The sequence below is a fragment of the Bradyrhizobium sp. Unk1 genome (genome assembly GCF_059512345.1).
In genome coordinates this window covers 12,756-29,437 of record NZ_JCAMOP010000057.1, presented here as the reverse complement: position 1 = coordinate 29,437, position 16,682 = coordinate 12,756, and the positions used below count along the sequence as shown (strand labels likewise).

22 protein-coding genes are annotated in these 16,682 nt (G+C 60.6%); 13 read left to right on the top strand and 9 right to left on the bottom strand.

Annotated elements, in window-relative coordinates; translation table 11 throughout:
- Positions 1-390 carry a c-type cytochrome gene (locus AC5ZFO_RS42210; RefSeq protein WP_282521323.1) on the top strand — a complete coding sequence of 130 codons (390 nt, stop codon included), beginning with the start codon at positions 1-3 and terminating at the stop codon, positions 388-390.
- A 3-nt stretch (positions 391-393) separates the two neighbouring features.
- On the opposite strand, the gene AC5ZFO_RS42205 is transcribed toward AC5ZFO_RS42210, so the two are convergent.
- From AC5ZFO_RS42205 to AC5ZFO_RS42195, 3 genes are all read right to left on the bottom strand, one after another.
- Positions 394-1,311, bottom strand: a complete 918-nt coding sequence (locus AC5ZFO_RS42205; protein ID WP_282521324.1) for a c-type cytochrome — start codon at positions 1,309-1,311, stop codon at positions 394-396.
- 41 nt (positions 1,312-1,352) lie between these two features.
- The gene (locus AC5ZFO_RS42200) at positions 1,353-1,646 is read right to left on the bottom strand and encodes a hypothetical protein (RefSeq protein WP_282521325.1); all 294 of its coding nucleotides are present in this window, start codon (positions 1,644-1,646) and stop codon (positions 1,353-1,355) included.
- A 130-nt stretch (positions 1,647-1,776) separates the two neighbouring features.
- Positions 1,777-4,098 carry an FdhF/YdeP family oxidoreductase gene (locus AC5ZFO_RS42195; protein ID WP_282521326.1) on the bottom strand — a complete coding sequence of 774 codons (2,322 nt, stop codon included), beginning with the start codon at positions 4,096-4,098 and terminating at the stop codon, positions 1,777-1,779.
- Between the two features lie 158 nt (positions 4,099-4,256).
- Here AC5ZFO_RS42195 and AC5ZFO_RS42190 point away from each other — a divergent pair, with 158 nt between their 5' ends.
- Together AC5ZFO_RS42190 and AC5ZFO_RS42185 are read left to right on the top strand one after the other, a co-directional pair.
- The gene (locus tag AC5ZFO_RS42190; RefSeq protein ID WP_282521327.1) at positions 4,257-4,979 is read left to right on the top strand and encodes a DUF72 domain-containing protein; all 723 of its coding nucleotides are present in this window, start codon (positions 4,257-4,259) and stop codon (positions 4,977-4,979) included.
- Between the two features lie 672 nt (positions 4,980-5,651).
- Positions 5,652-6,818, top strand: a complete 1,167-nt coding sequence (locus AC5ZFO_RS42185) for an AI-2E family transporter (protein WP_282521328.1) — start codon at positions 5,652-5,654, stop codon at positions 6,816-6,818.
- A 273-nt stretch (positions 6,819-7,091) separates the two neighbouring features.
- On the opposite strand, the gene AC5ZFO_RS42180 is transcribed toward AC5ZFO_RS42185, so the two are convergent.
- From AC5ZFO_RS42180 to AC5ZFO_RS42170, 3 genes are all read right to left on the bottom strand, one after another.
- Positions 7,092-7,499, bottom strand: coding sequence for a hypothetical protein (locus AC5ZFO_RS42180; RefSeq protein ID WP_496123671.1), 408 nt, complete (start codon positions 7,497-7,499; stop codon positions 7,092-7,094).
- A 209-nt stretch (positions 7,500-7,708) separates the two neighbouring features.
- Complete coding sequence (locus tag AC5ZFO_RS42175) at positions 7,709-7,870, bottom strand: DUF2934 domain-containing protein (protein ID WP_282521330.1); 162 nt, start codon at positions 7,868-7,870, stop codon at positions 7,709-7,711.
- Positions 7,871-7,913: 43 nt separating this feature from the next.
- The gene (locus tag AC5ZFO_RS42170; RefSeq protein WP_282521588.1) at positions 7,914-8,228 is read right to left on the bottom strand and encodes a hypothetical protein; all 315 of its coding nucleotides are present in this window, start codon (positions 8,226-8,228) and stop codon (positions 7,914-7,916) included.
- A gap of 641 nt (positions 8,229-8,869) precedes the next feature.
- On the opposite strand from AC5ZFO_RS42170, the gene AC5ZFO_RS42165 reads away from it, so the two are divergent.
- From AC5ZFO_RS42165 to AC5ZFO_RS42155, 3 genes are all read left to right on the top strand, one after another.
- Positions 8,870-9,262 (top strand): Crp/Fnr family transcriptional regulator, encoded by a 393-nt coding sequence (locus AC5ZFO_RS42165; RefSeq protein WP_282521332.1) that lies wholly within the window; start codon positions 8,870-8,872, stop codon positions 9,260-9,262.
- Positions 9,263-9,324: 62 nt separating this feature from the next.
- The gene (locus AC5ZFO_RS42160) at positions 9,325-9,603 is read left to right on the top strand and encodes a Crp/Fnr family transcriptional regulator (protein WP_282521333.1); all 279 of its coding nucleotides are present in this window, start codon (positions 9,325-9,327) and stop codon (positions 9,601-9,603) included.
- Positions 9,600-9,839: a DUF6894 family protein gene (locus AC5ZFO_RS42155; RefSeq protein ID WP_282521334.1), complete on the top strand. Its 240-nt coding sequence runs from the start codon at positions 9,600-9,602 to the stop codon at positions 9,837-9,839. Before AC5ZFO_RS42160 ends, AC5ZFO_RS42155 begins: the two co-directional genes overlap by 4 nt.
- 412 nt (positions 9,840-10,251) lie before the next feature.
- Here AC5ZFO_RS42155 and AC5ZFO_RS42150 read toward each other — a convergent pair whose 3' ends face one another.
- Together AC5ZFO_RS42150 and AC5ZFO_RS42145 are read right to left on the bottom strand one after the other, a co-directional pair.
- Positions 10,252-11,109 (bottom strand): SDR family oxidoreductase, encoded by an 858-nt coding sequence (locus AC5ZFO_RS42150; RefSeq protein ID WP_282521335.1) that lies wholly within the window; start codon positions 11,107-11,109, stop codon positions 10,252-10,254.
- Positions 11,110-11,487: 378 nt separating this feature from the next.
- A complete protein-coding gene (locus AC5ZFO_RS42145) occupies positions 11,488-11,712 on the bottom strand; it encodes a hypothetical protein (RefSeq protein WP_282521336.1) in 225 nt (74 codons plus the stop codon).
- An 85-nt stretch (positions 11,713-11,797) separates the two neighbouring features.
- Here AC5ZFO_RS42145 and AC5ZFO_RS42140 point away from each other — a divergent pair, with 85 nt between their 5' ends.
- From AC5ZFO_RS42140 to AC5ZFO_RS42110, 7 genes are all read left to right on the top strand, one after another.
- The gene (locus AC5ZFO_RS42140; protein WP_282521337.1) at positions 11,798-12,256 is read left to right on the top strand and encodes an Hsp20 family protein; all 459 of its coding nucleotides are present in this window, start codon (positions 11,798-11,800) and stop codon (positions 12,254-12,256) included.
- A gap of 83 nt (positions 12,257-12,339) precedes the next feature.
- Entirely contained in the window at positions 12,340-12,669 is a 330-nt protein-coding gene (locus AC5ZFO_RS42135) for a hypothetical protein (RefSeq protein ID WP_282521338.1), read from the top strand.
- Positions 12,666-12,818, top strand: a complete 153-nt coding sequence (locus AC5ZFO_RS42130) for a hypothetical protein (protein WP_282521589.1) — start codon at positions 12,666-12,668, stop codon at positions 12,816-12,818. The genes AC5ZFO_RS42135 and AC5ZFO_RS42130 overlap by 4 nt, the downstream gene beginning before the upstream one ends.
- Before the next feature lie 442 nt (positions 12,819-13,260).
- Positions 13,261-13,776 (top strand): YciE/YciF ferroxidase family protein, encoded by a 516-nt coding sequence (locus tag AC5ZFO_RS42125; protein ID WP_282521339.1) that lies wholly within the window; start codon positions 13,261-13,263, stop codon positions 13,774-13,776.
- Positions 13,777-14,149: 373 nt separating this feature from the next.
- Entirely contained in the window at positions 14,150-14,470 is a 321-nt protein-coding gene (locus AC5ZFO_RS42120) for a hypothetical protein (protein WP_282521340.1), read from the top strand.
- 36 nt (positions 14,471-14,506) lie between these two features.
- Complete coding sequence (locus tag AC5ZFO_RS42115; RefSeq protein ID WP_282521341.1) at positions 14,507-15,127, top strand: general stress protein; 621 nt, start codon at positions 14,507-14,509, stop codon at positions 15,125-15,127.
- A gap of 451 nt (positions 15,128-15,578) precedes the next feature.
- Positions 15,579-15,782: a hypothetical protein gene (locus tag AC5ZFO_RS42110; RefSeq protein WP_282521342.1), complete on the top strand. Its 204-nt coding sequence runs from the start codon at positions 15,579-15,581 to the stop codon at positions 15,780-15,782.
- 31 nt (positions 15,783-15,813) lie between these two features.
- On the opposite strand, the gene rnhB is transcribed toward AC5ZFO_RS42110, so the two are convergent.
- On the bottom strand, positions 15,814-16,635 hold the full coding sequence (gene rnhB, locus AC5ZFO_RS42105) for a ribonuclease HII (protein WP_282521343.1): 822 nt from the start codon (positions 16,633-16,635) through the stop codon (positions 15,814-15,816).
- Positions 16,636-16,682 lie beyond the last annotated feature (47 nt).

Genomic DNA, 16,682 nt, shown 5'->3' with positions numbered 1-16,682 from the left:
ATGCTTATCGCCCTGATCGTCGCAGCCGGCGTACTGACTGCCTCCGCCGTGGCAGGCGGGCTCGCCCAAAGTTACCGCAAGCAGACCGAGAATACCGCCCGGGCCATGACCGCCGGCGATCCAGCCCGGGCGCCTGCCCTGATCCGCCGCTATGGCTGCGCCGGATGTCATACCATTTCCGGCATCCCCGGCGGCGACGGTCAGGTCGGAAGCTCTCTCGCCGATCTGCGTCAACGCGTCTATATCGCTGGTGTGGTGACCAACTCGCCCGACAATCTCATAGGATGGATCGTAACGCCGCAGGCTTTCTCGCCGAGGACAGCGATGCCGGCCACGGGGATCAGCGAGGCGGAGGCTCGCGATGTCGCGGCCTATCTCTATGCGCAGTGAGGATCAGGGACGAGGCGTCGGCCGGGGCGGCAGCGACTTCACATAGACGGCGATCGCCTTGCGATCGCTGTCCGGCAACATCGCCGTATTCGTGACGACATCGGCCATCGACGAGCCGACGCGGCCATGATTGGGCGTATTTCCGGTCTGCAACATCGCCGCCACCTGCTGCTCCGACCAGTCACCGATCCGTGCCGGCGTGATGTTGGGATAGAAGCCGGTGCCTTCAGGATCTTGCCCCCCGGCATAGCGGGTCCCTGGTTTAATGCCGCCGAACAGATCTCGTGATGAATGGCATTCCGCGCAGTGAGCCACCGCCTCGGTCAGATACCGCCCCCGATTCCAGGACTCGTCATGTCCGGCATCGACCACGATCGGTCCAGGCTTGAAGTAGAGAAGCTTCCAGAACCCCACAAAGCGGCGAATGCCAAAAACCAGATTGAGCTCGTGATCAGGCGCACGCCCCTTCACGGCGGGGAGCGTGCGCAGATAGGCCATGAGATCTTGGACGTCCTCGGAACGCATGTGCGTGAAGCTCGAATACGGAAACACGGGATAGTAGTGGCGACCGTCGGGAGAAACACCGCGCAGCAGCGCGTTGGCGAGATCCTTCGCAGTCCAGCGTGCGATGCCGTCTACCGGATCCATCGAAATATTGGGTGCGCGAAACGTGCCAAAGGGCGAGGTGAGCGCTAATCCGCCGCCGAGATGCAAGCGATCAGCTTGTCCCGGCGAGGCGTGGCAGGAGGCGCAGTCGCCGGCTGCAAAAATGAGCTTCCCGCGTGCGGCATCGCCGGCGGTGTCAGAGACACGGCCTACCTCTGCCGAAGTGAAACGCACGGGCGCAGTCAGGAACCAGATCCCCGCAGCGGCGGCCACGATCGCGGAGGCTGCTGAGATCACCCAGAGGCGTCTGCGCATTTTTCTCCTCGTTCGCCGCCGACGCCAAGTCCGTGGTCAGATCACCAGTGTCGATAATGCCGATAGTACCGACGATGACCGTAGTAAGGTCCGCCATAAGCATAGCCGGGGCCATAGGCGTAAGCGGGGCCATATGCGTAGCCGGGGCCATAGCCCGGACCAAATCCGTAAGGACCGTAGGCCCCGTAAGCTCCTGCCGCGAGTGCTCCGGCTGCGATTCCGAAGCCAATGCCCGGGCCGCCCCATCCGCCGCCGCGCCAATGTGCGTCCGCGGGGGTGACCGCGACTGTTGCGATCACGGCGACAGCGGCTCCAACTAATCCGATCTTCTTCATCTCAAACTCCAATCATCAAGTCGATGACGGTTCAATTCGGAAGGACCGTCGAAGTTTCTATTCACCTGTGGCGCCAATGGAGAGCTCGGGCCTATCGACAACACGAAAGGCCCACGCTCTGCAGTTGGGCTCAGTCGGTCGAGATCGGAATCTCGCCGCCTTCGATGATCTCCGGAATGATATCCTTGAACAGGCGCACCGGGACGGACTTCGCCGCGGGCACCTTGCTGCCTTCGGCATAGTGCCACAGCGGGATCAGCCCATTGCATTCCGGGTAGTAGCCCGCAAGGCTCCTGCGCGGGATATCGTAAGGCACGACTTGGAGCTCGCTCAGGCTGCGTTCGACACCATCGCCCGCTTCGGTGACCAGCGTGACGGTATCTCCGGACTTCAGCCCACCGTCCTCCATATCGGCTGGATTCATCAGGACGACATACCGACTGCCCTGGATGCCCCTGAATCGATCGTCTTCCGTGTAGATCGTCGTGTTGAATTGGCCATCCGCACGCATCGTCATCAGCTCATAGATGCCGTCGCCTTCTCGCGGCGACGCAAATGCCGCCTTGGGCACGGTGAAGTTCGCCTTACCGTTGGGCGTCTTCCACTTGCGCTCTCGGGCCGGCAACGGCCGAGGGAAGCCGCCGGGTTCGAACATGCGTTTGTTGAAATCCTTGAACTGCTCCGGATAGGTACGTTCAATGGCGTCCCGCACCTGCGCGTAATCAGCGACCCAGGCATCCCAGTCGACCGCGGGATTAGGCCCCAGCGTGGCTTTGGCCAGCGCGGCGACGATCGCCGGCTCTGACAAGAGATTGTCCGCCACCGGCTGGCGCTGACCGCGCGAGCCATGAACGCAGGTTGTCGAATCCTCCATCGACACGGCCTGCGGGCCGCTTGCCTGCTGGTCGATCTCGATCCGACCGAGACACGGCAGCAGATACGTCACCTCGCCCGGGACGATGTGGCTGCGATTGAGCTTTGTCGCGATCTGGACCGAGAGGCGCAGGCCCGACCATGCGGGCTCCATCAGCGATCGCTCCGGGATTGCGCGCACAAAATTGCCGCCAAGGCTGACGAAGCCGCGCACGTCTCCATTCAAAATGCCTTCGCAGGCATCCACGGTCGAAAGGCCGTCCCATCGCGGCGGCTCGAAGTCGTAGAGGTCGGCGAGCTTGTCGAGCGGCACGAGTTTGGACTTTTCGGAGATGCCGACGGTACGCTGGCCCTGCACGTTGGAATGTCCGCGGATCGGCGAAATCCCCGAGCCGGGCTTGCCGATATTGCCGCCCAATAGCAGTAGATTGACGATCATCTTAGCCGTTTCGACGCCGTGCTTGTGCTGGGTGATGCCCATGCCGTAATTGGCGATGACGGCATTGGCCGCCATATAGGTGTTGGCCGCGTCCAGCATGGCGGTTCGCGAAAGTCCCGATGCCCTTTCGATCTGGTCCCAATCCTGGGCGCGACAAAACGCGGCAAATTCCTCGAAGCCGGCGGTATGCTGTTCGACGAACGCGACGTCGATCACGCGTGGACCACCGTTCGTTCGCGCGATATCATCCGACTCGATAATCCATTTGCAGATGCCGGCGATGGCCGCGGCGTCGCCCCCGATCCGCACCTGATAGTATTGCGAGCTGATGCGTGTGCCGCCCGCAATCATCTGAACGGGACTTTGCGGATTGACGAAGCGCTCCAGTCCGCGCTCCCGGAGCGGGTTGAACGTGACGATCGGCACCCCGCGTTGGGCGGCTTCCTGGAGCGGATGCAGCATGCGCGGCGCGTTCGTCGTGGTGTTGTGACCGAAGAAGAAGATGCAATCGGTCTCGTCGAAATCCTTCAGCAGCACCGTTCCGACCGGGACGCCGATCACTTCCGGCAACGCCACCGATGTCGTTTCGTGGCACATGTTCGAGCTGTCAGGGAAATTGTTGGTGCCGTACATCCGGCCGAACAGCTGGTACATATAGCTCGCTTCCAGCGAGGCACGGCCGGAGGTGTACATGATGACCGAGCGCGGATCGAGCGCGTTCAATTCTGTGCCGATTTGCCGGAAAGCTTCGTTCCAGTCGACGGGCAGATATTTGTCGCTGCTGGGATCGTAGCGCATTGGCGTCGTCAGGCGCCCCTGCTCCTCCAGTTGATGGTCAGACCAGGTTCGTAGCTCGGTGAGCGTGTGCTGCGCGAAAAAATCCGGCGTGACGGTCTTGCCTGTTATCTCCCAGGCAGTCGCCTTGGCGCCGTTCTCGCAGAACTCGAACATGCGCGGCTCTGCGGGCTTGGCCCAGGAGCAGCTTACGCACATGAAGCCGCCAGTCTTGTTCTGCTTCAGCAATATCTCGCTGCCGAGAAGTGCAACTTCTTCTTGCGTGAGGATGTGAGCCACCGCACTGAGCGAGCCCCAACCGCCAGCGGGCGCGTCGTAACTTTCAATCTTTGCCTTTTGCCGCATGCCGGGTTCCTCAACATCAAGTCTGTTAGGGGAAAACCTGAGAGATCATCGCCAGTTCCTCGGGATCAGGAACATTGCTCTGGTCGGAGCGTCGATAGATCGTTGGAGGCGTCATGCACGGCCTATTGGCAACGCCGATTAAATTGGACGACGTCCGAATGGCACGCATTCTTATCGGCACCTCGGGCTGGCACTACGCATCCTGGCGAGGTCCGTTCTTTCCCCGGGAGCTTCGGATCAAAGACCAGCTCAGCTACTATGCCGATCAGTTCGACACCACGGAGCTGAACGGGGTGTTCTACCGCACGCCGACGCCGGAGGCAGTGACGGCATGGCGGCAGCAGACTGGCCGCGATTTTGTCTTTGCCTGGAAGGCGTCGAAGTTCATCACGCACTGGAAGCGTCTTTCAGATCGCTCCGAAAACAGCCTCGAGCTGCTGGAGGACCGCATGTCGCTGTTGCGCGGCAAGGCGGGGCCGATCCTGTTTCAGCTTCCGCCTCAGTTCGAGGTGGACGCCGAGCGGCTCGGCTCGTTCTTCAAGCTGCTGTCCCGGAAACGCCGCTACAGTTTCGAATTTCGCCACCCGAGCTGGTATCAGCCGCGCATTCTCAGAATGCTGTCCGACGAGAACATTTCGCTCTGCCTGTCCGACCATCACGATGCGCCGGCGCCTTGGAAACGTACGGCGGACTTCGTCTATGTCCGTGGCCATGGCCCGAGCGGACGCTATCACGGCCACTATTCGCAGGCAGCGCTCGCCCAATGGGCCAAGCGACTCAAGTCCTGGAAGCGCCAAGGCTGTGACGTCTATGTCTATTTCGACAACGACCAGAAAAGCGCGGCGCCGGCCGACGCGCAGGCTTTGCGAGAGATGCTGTAGCGATTGAGCTAGGGGCCGCCAGCCACGGAGCCGGCGGTCGGCCAGATCGATCTTGCCGTTGACGATCAGCTCGTCGGAGCCTTCGACCTTCAACGATTGCGGCCGGTTTAGATCGTTTATGAGATGCACGTGAAGGGCTTTCGCCCATGCCGACGTTCCCGCCTATTTGCGCTCGCTTGGGATTACGACTGCCGAGCTTCTGCCGATCCACGCCTTTGTCGGGAGCGCCGACCTCGCGGACAGCATCCATTTCTTGAGGTGGCCTGACTTGGCTTCGATCAACTGCAGCACTTCGGCGCCGAATCCTTTTTTCAACGTTGCGCTGAACGTTACGCTGAAGGCGGGGCCGATCCGAAACTGAAAGATTGGCGAGCAAGACCTGGCCGTTCTGCGGCATCATCTCGGAATGGCGTCAACAAGAACCGCAATTATATGGGCTTACGCAGATTCCGAAAAACCGGACATCCCATATCGGCAGCCCGACCTGTAAGACCGACGCCAGCCCTTTTCGTGAAGAATGGTCTTCGGCTGCCTGCAAGAGCGAAGGCCGCACCTTGAATGGAACCCCGAGCAAGCCTCGGGTGTTTTCCGGCGAGCGGTGCCTGCTTGCCGCCATCAGATTTGCGACACCGGTAGGATCGATGAGCGCCGGGCCGCCAAGCGAGGTACTAAGTGGGTCACCCGAACGCGGTTAGCAAGCGGATAGCCAAGCCCGGCACACCGACAGCATCGGATCGCGAAGCGTCTCGCAACTCGGCACAGCAAAAGCCACTGCCCCTTGGTTCGGGCGCGCGCATGAATGCCCGGGTGATCTTTGCAGTAGCGGTGGTAGCGCTCTCGTTGTGGACCGCCGGGGGATTTCTGCCACCTTTGATCTGGGCGACCATTCTAGCCGTCACCTTGTGGCCTCTCTACATTAAGTTTGCGGCACGGCTCACCTCAGGCCCAACAAGGCTGGCAGCCGTCGCCTTCACGGCGATCGTCGCGCTTATCCTATTTACGCCTATGGCGCTTGCCGTCTACCAGGTTGCCGAGCAAGGCGGTGATATCGCGAACTGGCTGAAGAAGGCCAGGGAGAGCGGAATCGAAGTGCCCGACTGGATCGCTCGCCTGCCGGTCGTAGCAGAAATCGTGCAGCAATGGTGGCGCGATAACCTATCGAATCCGAAAGCCGCGACGGCTTGGCTTAAGACCGTCAATGCGGATGATGCGTCTGGTCTGTTTAACACGCTCGGCGGTCAGCTGATGCGTCGCCTGTTCATGCTCTTCTTCTCATTGTTTGCCTTGTTCGTGCTACTCAACAACGGCCGCTCGGTCGCTAACCGCACCGTCGAGACGTGCGATCGTATCCTGGGGCACCCCGGCGAGGGCGTGGTGCAGAAGATCGTGGATTCAATTCGAGGGACGGTGAACGGTACTGTGATCGTCGCCATCGGCGAGGGCCTGTTGATCGGCGTTGGATACGTTGCTGCAGGCGTACCAAATGCCATAATGTTTACCATTATAACCACGGCTTTTGCGATGCTTCCGTTCGGTGCTTGGGCAGTGTTCACGGCCGCTGCCGCAATGCTCTTGTCCAGCGGTGGCAGCGGGATCGCGGCCGCATGCGTCTTTGTCTGGGGCGGAATCGTCATGCTCGCGGGGGACCACTTTGTATGGCCAACTCTGGTCGGGGGCGCGGCGCGGCTCCCTTTCCTCTTTGCGTTCGTCGGCATATTCGGGGGGCTGGCTGCCTTCGGTCTACTCGGCTTGTTTTTAGGACCCGTCATCATGGCCGTGCTGTTGACGGTCTGGCGAGGGTGGATTTTTCGGCCTGAAGAGCAAAGCACCTCTGACTAATTGCACTACATGCGGCCCCGAAAGGGCTTTCGCATAAGCCTCACAGCGAGCGCTGATTCAGGCGACATCGGATACGACGCAGACCCCGCCTCCTCCTTCGCACCGACTCTTATTTCCTGGGTTTGCCGCTCAAGGCGCCCTGCTCTCCAAAGTTTTTCCAGTGCATTCGCTATCTCGTGCTTCACCGCCGCAGACGCGTTGCCGGCCGTCTGCCAGGCACATCTGACGATCTTCACCAACTTGTCGTCGAGCGAGCGCGCCATGACGAGCTATCTACGAGGCGTTCGCACGAGCACGCTGCTGCGCCTCTCGTCGTCGTTCCCGGCGTTGACGTCGGCGCAAGGCCCTGTCGGCGAGCCGCGGGAATGGCGGCATTGGGGCGGGAGCGTCTTCGCGAGCGAGAACTTCTAATACTGGCTTTGCGGCCGGCTCGCGGCCCTCCATGAAAGACAACACGGAGCGGCCCTCGTCAGTGATCCTCCAGCCACCGTTATCGCGTATGACGAGGCGCTGCGAAAAGATGTCTAGATCGGGCACCCGCGCTCCAAGGCGCTTCGTCCGCTCTGTCCATTCTCGTCCACTGGTCGCCAGGATCGCCATGTCACGCTTCACATCGACAATCGTGGTAAACCCGTTGGGGTAGCTCACCAAGATCTTCAGAAGTGTAACCTGGAAATTCACCCGCCAGCCTGTTGATCAGCGCCACATCGTTGGTGGCCTCCCAATAGGCCTTTCCGCCGACCTCGCTGGTTTCTCAAGTTCTTTGCCGTCAAGACCAGCGCGAAGAAGTTCAAGGGCGTCCGGGAGGAGAATTGATGGGCCGATTCTTTATCGGCATCATTATCCTCAGCATGGCGATAATCCTCGCCATGTATTTCCACGTACTTATCCTATAACGTGTCGGGCGTCCGCATGGGCGAGCCTCTATCCTCGTTGAGCAACTCCTGCTCTGCCAGGCGCCAGAAGTCCTCGTCTCGCCCTTCCGGTTTCCCGGCCTTCTCCCAAAGCTCGTAGGCGCGGGTGGCAACAGCTTCGTCAATACGGTTGTTCATTGGACTACTCCGGTTGTCGAACGGCGGCTGGGAACGCGTGGTGCTAATATTTGGGGGTCAGCCGATAGACGTCTCCCGGCATAAGCTCCAACTCTTCGAAAGTATCCTGCTGGTCGTCCGTAATCTCTGCTGGCAGGATCTCTGCCGTCCATCCCTCAGACACTTCCGCAAGCACAAGTGTCACTGCCTGTGACGGTTTGGCGTAGGCTATCCAAAGCTGCTTTTCCGACCCGTCATCAGGCGTAACTTCAACGAACGTGAAAGAGTTTCCAAACGACTCTGCCATCACGACAAAATCGATCAGAACGCGACTTGTTGCTATCACTGGGGAGGACGCAAGCCCGGCGATCTCAACCACTCCTCGATATGGGAGGCGGTCTCCGTTTGACGAGCTTGGCGTAAAAGATGCTCACGCTCCTTTCCGGGCGCTAGTTCTTTCGCCCTTTGCCTGAGCGATTGCGCTGCGGCTGAAAGACGTTCTTCCAACGTTTGGGTCTGTTTGAAACGACGCCGCTTTTGCATGCGCTGCTCCTTTCCGTTTGAGGAAGGCGGGAGCGCTGTGATGGGGCGATCTCATCACCGATAGCTGCCAAGTGTCCGCGCGGTGATGGCCGAAGGCTACTCCTGCCTCCACAGGTCAGATACAACAAAGGTTAGAGGCGCGGTCATTCTTCCCGCCTGAGTAAATTACTCATATCTCAACTTTTTGCTCGCAATCGTCATCAATGAAATTGACTGTACGCCTGCTCCTTCGATGGCCATTTACTTCGGGCGTAGCTCAATGCCCTAAACTGGTTCGTGGCGAGCCGGGGCTTTAGTTCGCCACCTGCCCCCTCAAAGAAGGATCGCCGGCCAGCTTGAGGAGCGCGAAACCAGATCATTTCCGCCGGGGGTTCCAACCATCCGCACGGGCAGCATGAGGAACCACTGCCTCTCTGCTCGGTTGGCAGCGGTCCCTACCAACTAGCCGAACTGCGCTGCACAACCACAAGGCCCGATGTGCCACATATCGACATTTTGATCCGCAAACTGCGGAGTGACACCCACATCACTGGCGACGACGCCAAGGCAATTGAGCACCTGCCAGTTACTGTCCGTGAGGTCGCAGCTCAAACATCGATCGTGCGTGTCGGCGAGCGTCCAAATGCCTGCTGCCTACTCGTGAAAGGTTTCGCATGCAGGTCGAAAATCACTGACACCGGTAAACGGCAAATCCTGTCCTTCCATGTCCCTGGTGACGTTCCGGATCTCCAGAGCCTCTTTCTGAGAACTATGGATCACGACCTGATTTCGCTATCCAACGCCACCTTGGGCTTCATCGCGCATTCCGACATTTTGAGGCTCATCGACGACCGGCCATCCGTTGCTCGCGCCTTGTGGAGAGAACGCTGATCGACGCGGCGGTCTTCAGAGAGTGGATCGTCAATCTCGGTGCTCGGGACGCTCCCGCGCGGATGGCTCACCTTTTCGCCGAACTACACCGTCGATTGGCAGCTGTCGGGTTGGTTGACGAGGATCAGTTTGAGTTTCCAGTGACGCAGTCCGAGCTTGCGGAGGCGTTGGGAATTAGCGCGGTTCACGCAAACCGCATCATTCAGAAATTTCGCAGCGAAGGGCTTTTGGACATCCGCAGGAACCACGTTGTATTCTTGGACTTTGCAAAGGTGGAAGTCACCAGCGGGTTCGATCCTGCGTATCTACATCAGCTTACACCGGGCGGACGCACCGAATGACCCAATCAGGCCCAAAGCGATACTATGTTTCTGCGCCCGGTGAAATTGCCGACAGCAGTATTGAATTTCCCGACATCGAGGCAGCGCTACTCGAAGCTGCCGATGCGGCGATTCTGATGGCGCGAGATCAATTGATTCTCCCACCGGCCGACGTTGTTTTAGAGGTCCGCTCCGACGACGTCAAAGTCGCGCAGGTCACCGTGAAGGTGTTGATCGAGAGGACTGAAAATAATTGATCGATCGGCAAGCGGCGTCCACGAGTGTCAGCGCGTGGACGGGCGCCGTTCTGGCGTTTCTCCACAAGCGACTGGATGCTCTGAAAGCTGCCGCTTAACCCGAACGTACCAATCGGCATAGGGCGTGTTCTTGACTGCGTGTCTGTTGAAGTCGCACGCACCGTCCGTCCACCAGACTGTTCCCGTTCCCCAAGACCGCGCTTTGCCTCATTGACGAGGCCGTGGGCGATGGCTTCGGACTCCGGGTCTTGGGTCGCCTTAGCCGCTTTCACCGCACGCCGCGCGGTCATCAGTTCCTTCACCAACCGCGCCTTATCGTGTGGAGCAAGATGGGGATTGCTCATCTGCCAAAGTCTATCGCGGACGACGAAATATCGCCGATCCGGCGTAACAGGATACTTGAGACCTGGCATCAGATGAAGGGCCTGCCTCCGGTTACGGCGACCGTCGTGCCAGACGTGTAACTAGACATCGGATCAGCAAGCATCACGTATGCCGTCGCCAGCTCCGCTGGTTGCCCCGCGCGCTTCATGGGCACCTGCTTGCCAAAGTTTTTCACGGTATCTTCCGGCATGGTCGACGGAATCAAGGGCGTCCAGATGGGGCCCGGCGCCACGGCATTCACGCGGATACCCTTTTCAGCCAGCATTTGCGCCAGCCCCCCGGTGAAATTTTGAATTGCACCCTTGGTCGTCGCGTAGGCCAGAAGCGTAGGATTCGGCATGTCCGAGTTCACCGAGGCCGTGTTGATGATGGCTGAGCCCGGGGGCATGTGCGGCACAGCGGCCTTGGCGAGGAAGAACATGGCATGGATGTTCACATCGAAAGTCATCCGCCATTCCTCGTCGCTGATCTCGGTAATATCCGCGAACGTCGCCTGATGCGCGGCGTTGTTGACGAGAATGTCCACGCCGCCGAGGTCTTGGACCGCCCGATCAACAACCTTCCGGCAGTGGTCCGCGGACCTCAGGTCGCCTTCGATCAAAACGACCTTGCGCCCTTCCGCCTCGACGAGGCCTGCCACTTCCTTGGCATCGTCGTGCTCCTCGAGGTAGGCAATCAGGAGGTCGGCGCCCTCGCGGGCGAAGGCGATAGCAACGGCTCTCCCTATTCCGCTGTCACCTCCGGTGATGATGGCTCGTTTGCCATGCAGGCGACCCGAACCCTTGTAGCTGATTTCGCCGTGATCAGGACGCGGGTCCATCTTCGCGGTCGAACCAGGCATCGGCTGGCCCTGGCTGGGGTAGGGCGGTTTCGGATACTCCTGCATTTCAGATCGATCTCCGCGGGTCGAGACCCGACAACCTGCTGACGTCGTCCAAGGTTCCTGGCGCCCCGCGATGGTGCGATGGCACCCAGCACGCTGCCCGCCCTCTCCTAAGACCGCGCGGGACGCGCTGCGCACAGCACCAGAACAGCGCGCTCGGCTTTGGATTCGCTGGCGCCCGGCCGGGTTCCGGCCACGCGGACGACCACTGCGCCTCCGCGGCTCTGGGCCACGACGTCGAAACGAACGTCATCATCTTCGTCGGTACAGGGGTTCATGCCGCGAAGCGTCCCGGCAAACCACCTCGGAGTTGGTCCATCAGCCGCTGCTCGCGCTCGATCCGACTCCGGTAGAGTTCGCGCTCCTGATCTTTGACGTCTGTCATGACGCCGCTCCCGCGCCAGCCTGCGACGCCACCTGTTCGGGCGGAGTAAAAGCGACGGGAAATACTTTGGAGGTCAAGGCCTTTAGCGCCGCATCCTCCTCGGACAGACGCCGTTCGATGAACTGGCGCTCGAGGTCCGAAAGCTGCGTCTTCAACAGGCTGCGATAACGATGGATGTTGCTGCGGTGCGCCCGGATACGGGCAAAATCTTCGTCGAGCATCGTCGCCCACGGGCGCCGGCCAAGAGGTCTTCGGACCCCGTCCAGCGCTCCCCCGTAACCATCTTGCTCCTAGGAGGACTTGGATATGAGGACCACCTTCGACTTTGCGCCCCTCTGGCGCTCCACCATCGGCTTCGATCACCTGGCCGGGCTCGTCGACAGCGCGCTGCGCCAGGCAACGGAAGACAATTACCCACCCTACAACATCGAACGATCAGGCGAAGACCGTTACCGGATCACGCTGGCCGTGGCCGGCTTCGGCGCCGACGACATCTCCGTGACTGCTGAGCAGAACGCGCTGACCATAGAGGCCAGAAAGCCCGAGACGGCCGCCGGCGAATACCTCTATCAGGGCATCGCCGCGCGCCCCTTCCGGCGCGTATTCAACCTGGCCGACTACGTTCAGGTGAAGCAGGCCTCGTTCCAGCACGGACTGCTGATCATCGACCTCGTCCGCAAGGTGCCGGAGGCTATGAAACCGCGCAGGATTCAGATCGCAGGCAGCGGCCGTGCCTCGGCGCAGATCGAGCAGAAGGCTGCCTGATCGCTTTCTCGAACGAACAAGGCGGCGGGCTTTTGCCCGACGTCCATCACCATCCCCTGGAAAGGAGCGTAGGGAGACGACCGATGACAAAGGCCAGGACCAATTCCGGCAACATCAACCACCTCTTCCACCCCACCGCGCACTATACGTCTCCGGACGACGTGCTGAACGACCAGAAACTCTCCGCCCCCGAGAAACGGATTATCTTGTCGTCCTGGGCGTCCGACATGTTTGCGGTTGAATCCTGTCCGGCGCTACGCGAGATCCCGGGCATGGGACATCCCATTCGGCTCGCCGACATCCTCGCAACGCTGCGGCGCCTTGACGGTGAAGACGACGATCCGCCTCGCCCGGGCGGCGCTGCCATGCGACGGCGGCGGCCATCCGCTGCCTGTCTGGCGGGGTCGCCATGATGCTCACTCTGGCCGTTCTCGGCACGGTGCTGAGTGATCACATCCCGGCGGATTTGACCCATACCGATCTCAGCGCTGCGGGGCTCGTCAGTGCGCAAACATCACCGCGTCGCCTGATCGCCAGCCAACTCGGTTCTCGGGTCTGGTGAGCGACCATTCTCGCATCTCTTCAAAGGCAGCGATTCGCTTATGTTATTTCGAGAACTGGCAATTACGTCGGCGGTTTCAGCCGAGGCTTCGCTGTCGCTCCCGACCAGGATGGCGTCGAGCATTTTTGTGCTGATGATTCGGGCGGCCCATTTCCGAAGGGATCCTTGCCGGTCTTGCGCAGGGCTTGCGGGGATGTAGCGAGCGGGTGACGGCGTGCAGCAAGCGAGCTCTTCGCGCTGGACGTCCCTGTCCTTGATCGGAGTCTCGAATAGGGCCTCCTGAATGTCACTGGAAAATCGGCCCCATACGTCCATGGCCACGCTTCCGAGTAGCGCGGCGAAGGCATCGGTTCTGCCAGCCATGGGCTTCCCCCGTCGCAGGGCGGAACCGCGGCAGCCCTCCGGCGTTCCTTTGAAATCATTGCGAGAGGAGAAATCGGTTATGGGCTTCTTCACCAAAGACATCAAAACCATGGACGACCTGCTGATCCACGGCCTTCAGGACATCTACTACGCCGAGCAGCAGATCCTTAAGTCGCTGCCGAAGATGATCGAGAAGGCGACCAATCGCGATCTGGTCACCGGACTTAAGAAACATCTCGAGGAAACCAACAGACAAGTCGAGCGGCTCGAGAAGGGGTTCGCGAAGCTGGGCAAGGAGCCTAGCGGCACGAAGTGCCCCGCGATCGACGGCATTATCAAGGAAGCCGACGAGACCGCTGGCGAGATCGAAGACAAGGCAGTTCTAGACGCCGCCATCGTGGCCAACGCACAAGCCGTCGAGCACTACGAGATGTGCCGCTACGGGACGCTCATCGCGTGGGCTGAGGAGCTAGGTCACGACGAGATCGTCCGATTCCTCACGACCAATCTGAACGAGGAGAAGGCGGCGAACACCAAACTGAACACCGTGGCGCTTCGCAAGGGCGTCAATGCCAAGGCTTCGACCGCGGCCTAACGTCTTACGCCATGACTTCAGCGGCTCCGCGACATCGCGGGGCCGCTGTTGCATTCCGCCTGAGGACGACCGCAGCCTGGCGAACCAAGCTGTCAACGAGGCACTGGAAGTGCAGGCGTTACGCCCCGGCCCATTGATTCACCGCCCGGCTATCCGGCTTACGACCCCTTAGCGGACAATTTGACCTGAAGAAGCGCAGCGGCATGGCCGTGGTGCGGAGACCGAATGGATAGCCCCCAGGGCTGCGCAAGTTGATATGCCGCGGCCCGACACGACCCGCTGTCGAGAGGCCGACAGGCTCTATCAGAAACGGGAAAACTTGGAACTTCGTAGGTCTGGACATGTTGTGTCGGTCCACTACTGGAGGACGATAATGAACAGGAAGTTTCTTCTTTTGCTGACGGCTGCTTCGCTTTTGGCAGGTCCGTCGTTTGCGCAGAATCCGCCGGCCACTGATCGGCCGAACAACAACGCGGTCAACAGCTCTGGCCAAAACAATTCCAACAAGCCGGTATCAGGCGCAAACAGCTTCACCGAGGGGCAGGCCAAATCGAAGATCGAGCAAGCGGGCTACACCAATGTCACCTCTCTGAAGAAGGACGACAGCGGCGTATGGCGCGGGAAGGCCAGCAAGGGCGGCGCCTCGACCGATGTTAGCCTTGATTTCCAGGGCAACGTGAACGCAGCCAAGTAACTGTCCGCGCAGCAGCGAAGACAAGAGGGATTCAAGATGACCGTTACAATTTCACGTCTTTACGACAACTATTCTGACGCGCAACGCGCGGTGACAAGCCTGGAGGCGGCCGGCGTGCCGCATTCAGATTTGAGCATAGTCGCCAACAACTCCGACAACTGGTACAGCACTGACAAGAAGGTCGATCGCGATCGCGATGGGGTTGACGATCGTGCCGAGGGGGCGGCTACGGGAGCCGGCGTCGGTGCAGGTCTCGGTGGCGCCGCAGGCTTGCTCGCAGGCCTCGGGCTGTTGGCGATCCCGGGCTTGGGTCCGGTGGTCGCCGCTGGATGGCTCGCGTCGACGGCGCTGGGCGTCGCAGCCGGCGGTGCCACGGGTGGTGTGGTCGGAGCATTGACACAGGGTGGGGTGTCCAACGAGGAAGCTCCGCTCTACGCCGAGGGCGTGAGAAGGGGCGGCACGCTGGTTTCGGCCCGCGTGCCCGATGCCGATCGTGCGCGGTACGAAGCGATCTTGAACCAGTCAGCCGTCAATTTGCGCGACCGGAGCGCGGCTTGGCAGAAAGCTGGGTGGAAGAACTACGACCCCTCGGCTCAACCTTATGGCGCGGACGATGTGCGCAGGGAGCGCCAACTCTACGGCACCGGCGTGCGGTAAATCAGTCGGCGGCCCACCTCAAGAGGGGGCCGCCCTTTTCTTGCATGCACTTTTTTGATCAGGGAGGTGCGGCCCTTTTTAAGCGGCCGCCCCTTTCCCAATGCCGGCGAGCCGGGCGGTCGTTGCAGCGTTGTCCGCCGTCAGAGTAAACAGCAGTCAGCACATTATCGGCGAATGGGAAGCGAACTTCACGTCTGTAAAACGCGAGAATAGTAAGTTGTGGCGGTGTCCCACGTTCCTCCAGCTTCAACTGTCGTGGGATATGGAAGTCGCCACCGAGAGCATGGTCACGGTAACGTGGTCGAGATGATCGCCAGCTTTAAGCGCCCTACATGCATGTGAGAAGTTTGCCAGGAGCGCGAACGAAATCGCGCTCTGGCCTTTCGGCGCGGCCAGGAACTCGGCCAGCCGCCGCGCGTTGCTGTCCCACAAAAATCAGAAAGTCCACCTCATGGGCATCGCAAAATACGAAATCTTCGGGACGGAAGGCACATGGCGGGTGCGCCACGATGGCAAGGCAGAAAATGAATACGCCACCAAGGAAGCCGCCTTCGAAGCCGCGATAGCAGCCGCCTCGATCGCGCTCCGGCAGGGCCATGACGTAACTGTAACTGCCCCCGCCAGCGAAACAGCCACCGGCGCCCCCGCGCTCTAGACGCGCATCACCTAAAACAGAGCGTGGCAGTTCAGCTGATGCGCTCCGATGGCGAAGGCCAGGGCGGTAACGGCGGCAAGCCAAGGACTTCGCGCACAGGGCCGAACGAACGTCTATGGGCAGCGCATGCGCCCAGCTGAGCCAGGGCGGCGTAGTGAGCACGCACAGGGTAGCCCTTGTGATCGGCGAACCCGTACCCGGGATGACGCGTGTCGAGCGTTCGCATTAGCGCATCGCGCGAGACCTTAGCCAAAATGGAGGCGGCCGCTATGCTCGCGGATTTGGCGTCGCCTTTGATAATCGCCTGCTGCGGGATGGCGATTTCTTTCAGGCGCTTCGCGTCGATCAGGAGATGCTGCGGCGTTATTCCCAGCCCTTCAACCGCCCGCCGCATGGCTAGGATGCCGGCCCAGTAGATGTTGATGGTGTCGATCTCCTCGACCTCGACGAACGCGACGGACCAGGAAGCTGCTTTTTCCTTGATCTCGATCGCGAGTTCCTCGCGGGAGTCCGCGTGGAGCTTTTTCGAATCGTCGATACCGACTATGCGCGTGCCGGGCTTCAGAATTACTGCCGCCGCCGCGACCGGCCCCGCAAGCGGACTCATCCCGGCCTCATCGACGCCCGCGATAGCTTCCTGCCCTTGGTCCCAGAGAAGTGTTTCAAAGCGCAGCATCTTGCGAAGCCGCTGCCCTTCGGAGCGGTTTTCAAAGCGCCTCTTTTCAATCGCGGCGAGGATGGAACGCGCTCCCGCCCGGGTGTCTGCGCGCAGAATTTCTTCGAGGCTCGCCTCAAGCGGCCTGGCCTCGACGACATAACGCTGGCGAAGTTCTTCGAGAGAGTAGCGGGTCACGGCAGCCTCGGTATGGGGAGCTGCGGATGTGTCGCCAAGCTTTGTGG

Excerpts from the sequence above, each read along its gene's own strand:
- AC5ZFO_RS42210 (WP_282521323.1), top strand. The coding sequence starts at position 1 with ATGCTTATCGCCCTGATCGTCGCAGCCGGCGTACTGACTGCCTCCGCC.
- AC5ZFO_RS42205 (WP_282521324.1), bottom strand. The coding sequence starts at position 1,311 with ATGCGCAGACGCCTCTGGGTGATCTCAGCAGCCTCCGCGATCGTGGCC.
- AC5ZFO_RS42200 (WP_282521325.1), bottom strand. The coding sequence starts at position 1,646 with ATGAAGAAGATCGGATTAGTTGGAGCCGCTGTCGCCGTGATCGCAACA.
- AC5ZFO_RS42195 (WP_282521326.1), bottom strand. The coding sequence starts at position 4,098 with ATGCGGCAAAAGGCAAAGATTGAAAGTTACGACGCGCCCGCTGGCGGT.
- AC5ZFO_RS42190 (WP_282521327.1), top strand. The coding sequence starts at position 4,257 with ATGGCACGCATTCTTATCGGCACCTCGGGCTGGCACTACGCATCCTGG.
- AC5ZFO_RS42175 (WP_282521330.1), bottom strand. The coding sequence starts at position 7,870 with ATGAACAACCGTATTGACGAAGCTGTTGCCACCCGCGCCTACGAGCTT.
- AC5ZFO_RS42160 (WP_282521333.1), top strand. The coding sequence starts at position 9,325 with ATGGCTCACCTTTTCGCCGAACTACACCGTCGATTGGCAGCTGTCGGG.
- AC5ZFO_RS42155 (WP_282521334.1), top strand. The coding sequence starts at position 9,600 with ATGACCCAATCAGGCCCAAAGCGATACTATGTTTCTGCGCCCGGTGAA.
- AC5ZFO_RS42150 (WP_282521335.1), bottom strand. The coding sequence starts at position 11,109 with ATGCAGGAGTATCCGAAACCGCCCTACCCCAGCCAGGGCCAGCCGATG.
- AC5ZFO_RS42145 (WP_282521336.1), bottom strand. The coding sequence starts at position 11,712 with ATGCTCGACGAAGATTTTGCCCGTATCCGGGCGCACCGCAGCAACATC.
- AC5ZFO_RS42140 (WP_282521337.1), top strand. The coding sequence starts at position 11,798 with ATGAGGACCACCTTCGACTTTGCGCCCCTCTGGCGCTCCACCATCGGC.
- AC5ZFO_RS42135 (WP_282521338.1), top strand. The coding sequence starts at position 12,340 with ATGACAAAGGCCAGGACCAATTCCGGCAACATCAACCACCTCTTCCAC.
- AC5ZFO_RS42130 (WP_282521589.1), top strand. The coding sequence starts at position 12,666 with ATGATGCTCACTCTGGCCGTTCTCGGCACGGTGCTGAGTGATCACATC.
- AC5ZFO_RS42125 (WP_282521339.1), top strand. The coding sequence starts at position 13,261 with ATGGGCTTCTTCACCAAAGACATCAAAACCATGGACGACCTGCTGATC.
- AC5ZFO_RS42120 (WP_282521340.1), top strand. The coding sequence starts at position 14,150 with ATGAACAGGAAGTTTCTTCTTTTGCTGACGGCTGCTTCGCTTTTGGCA.
- AC5ZFO_RS42115 (WP_282521341.1), top strand. The coding sequence starts at position 14,507 with ATGACCGTTACAATTTCACGTCTTTACGACAACTATTCTGACGCGCAA.
- AC5ZFO_RS42110 (WP_282521342.1), top strand. The coding sequence starts at position 15,579 with ATGGGCATCGCAAAATACGAAATCTTCGGGACGGAAGGCACATGGCGG.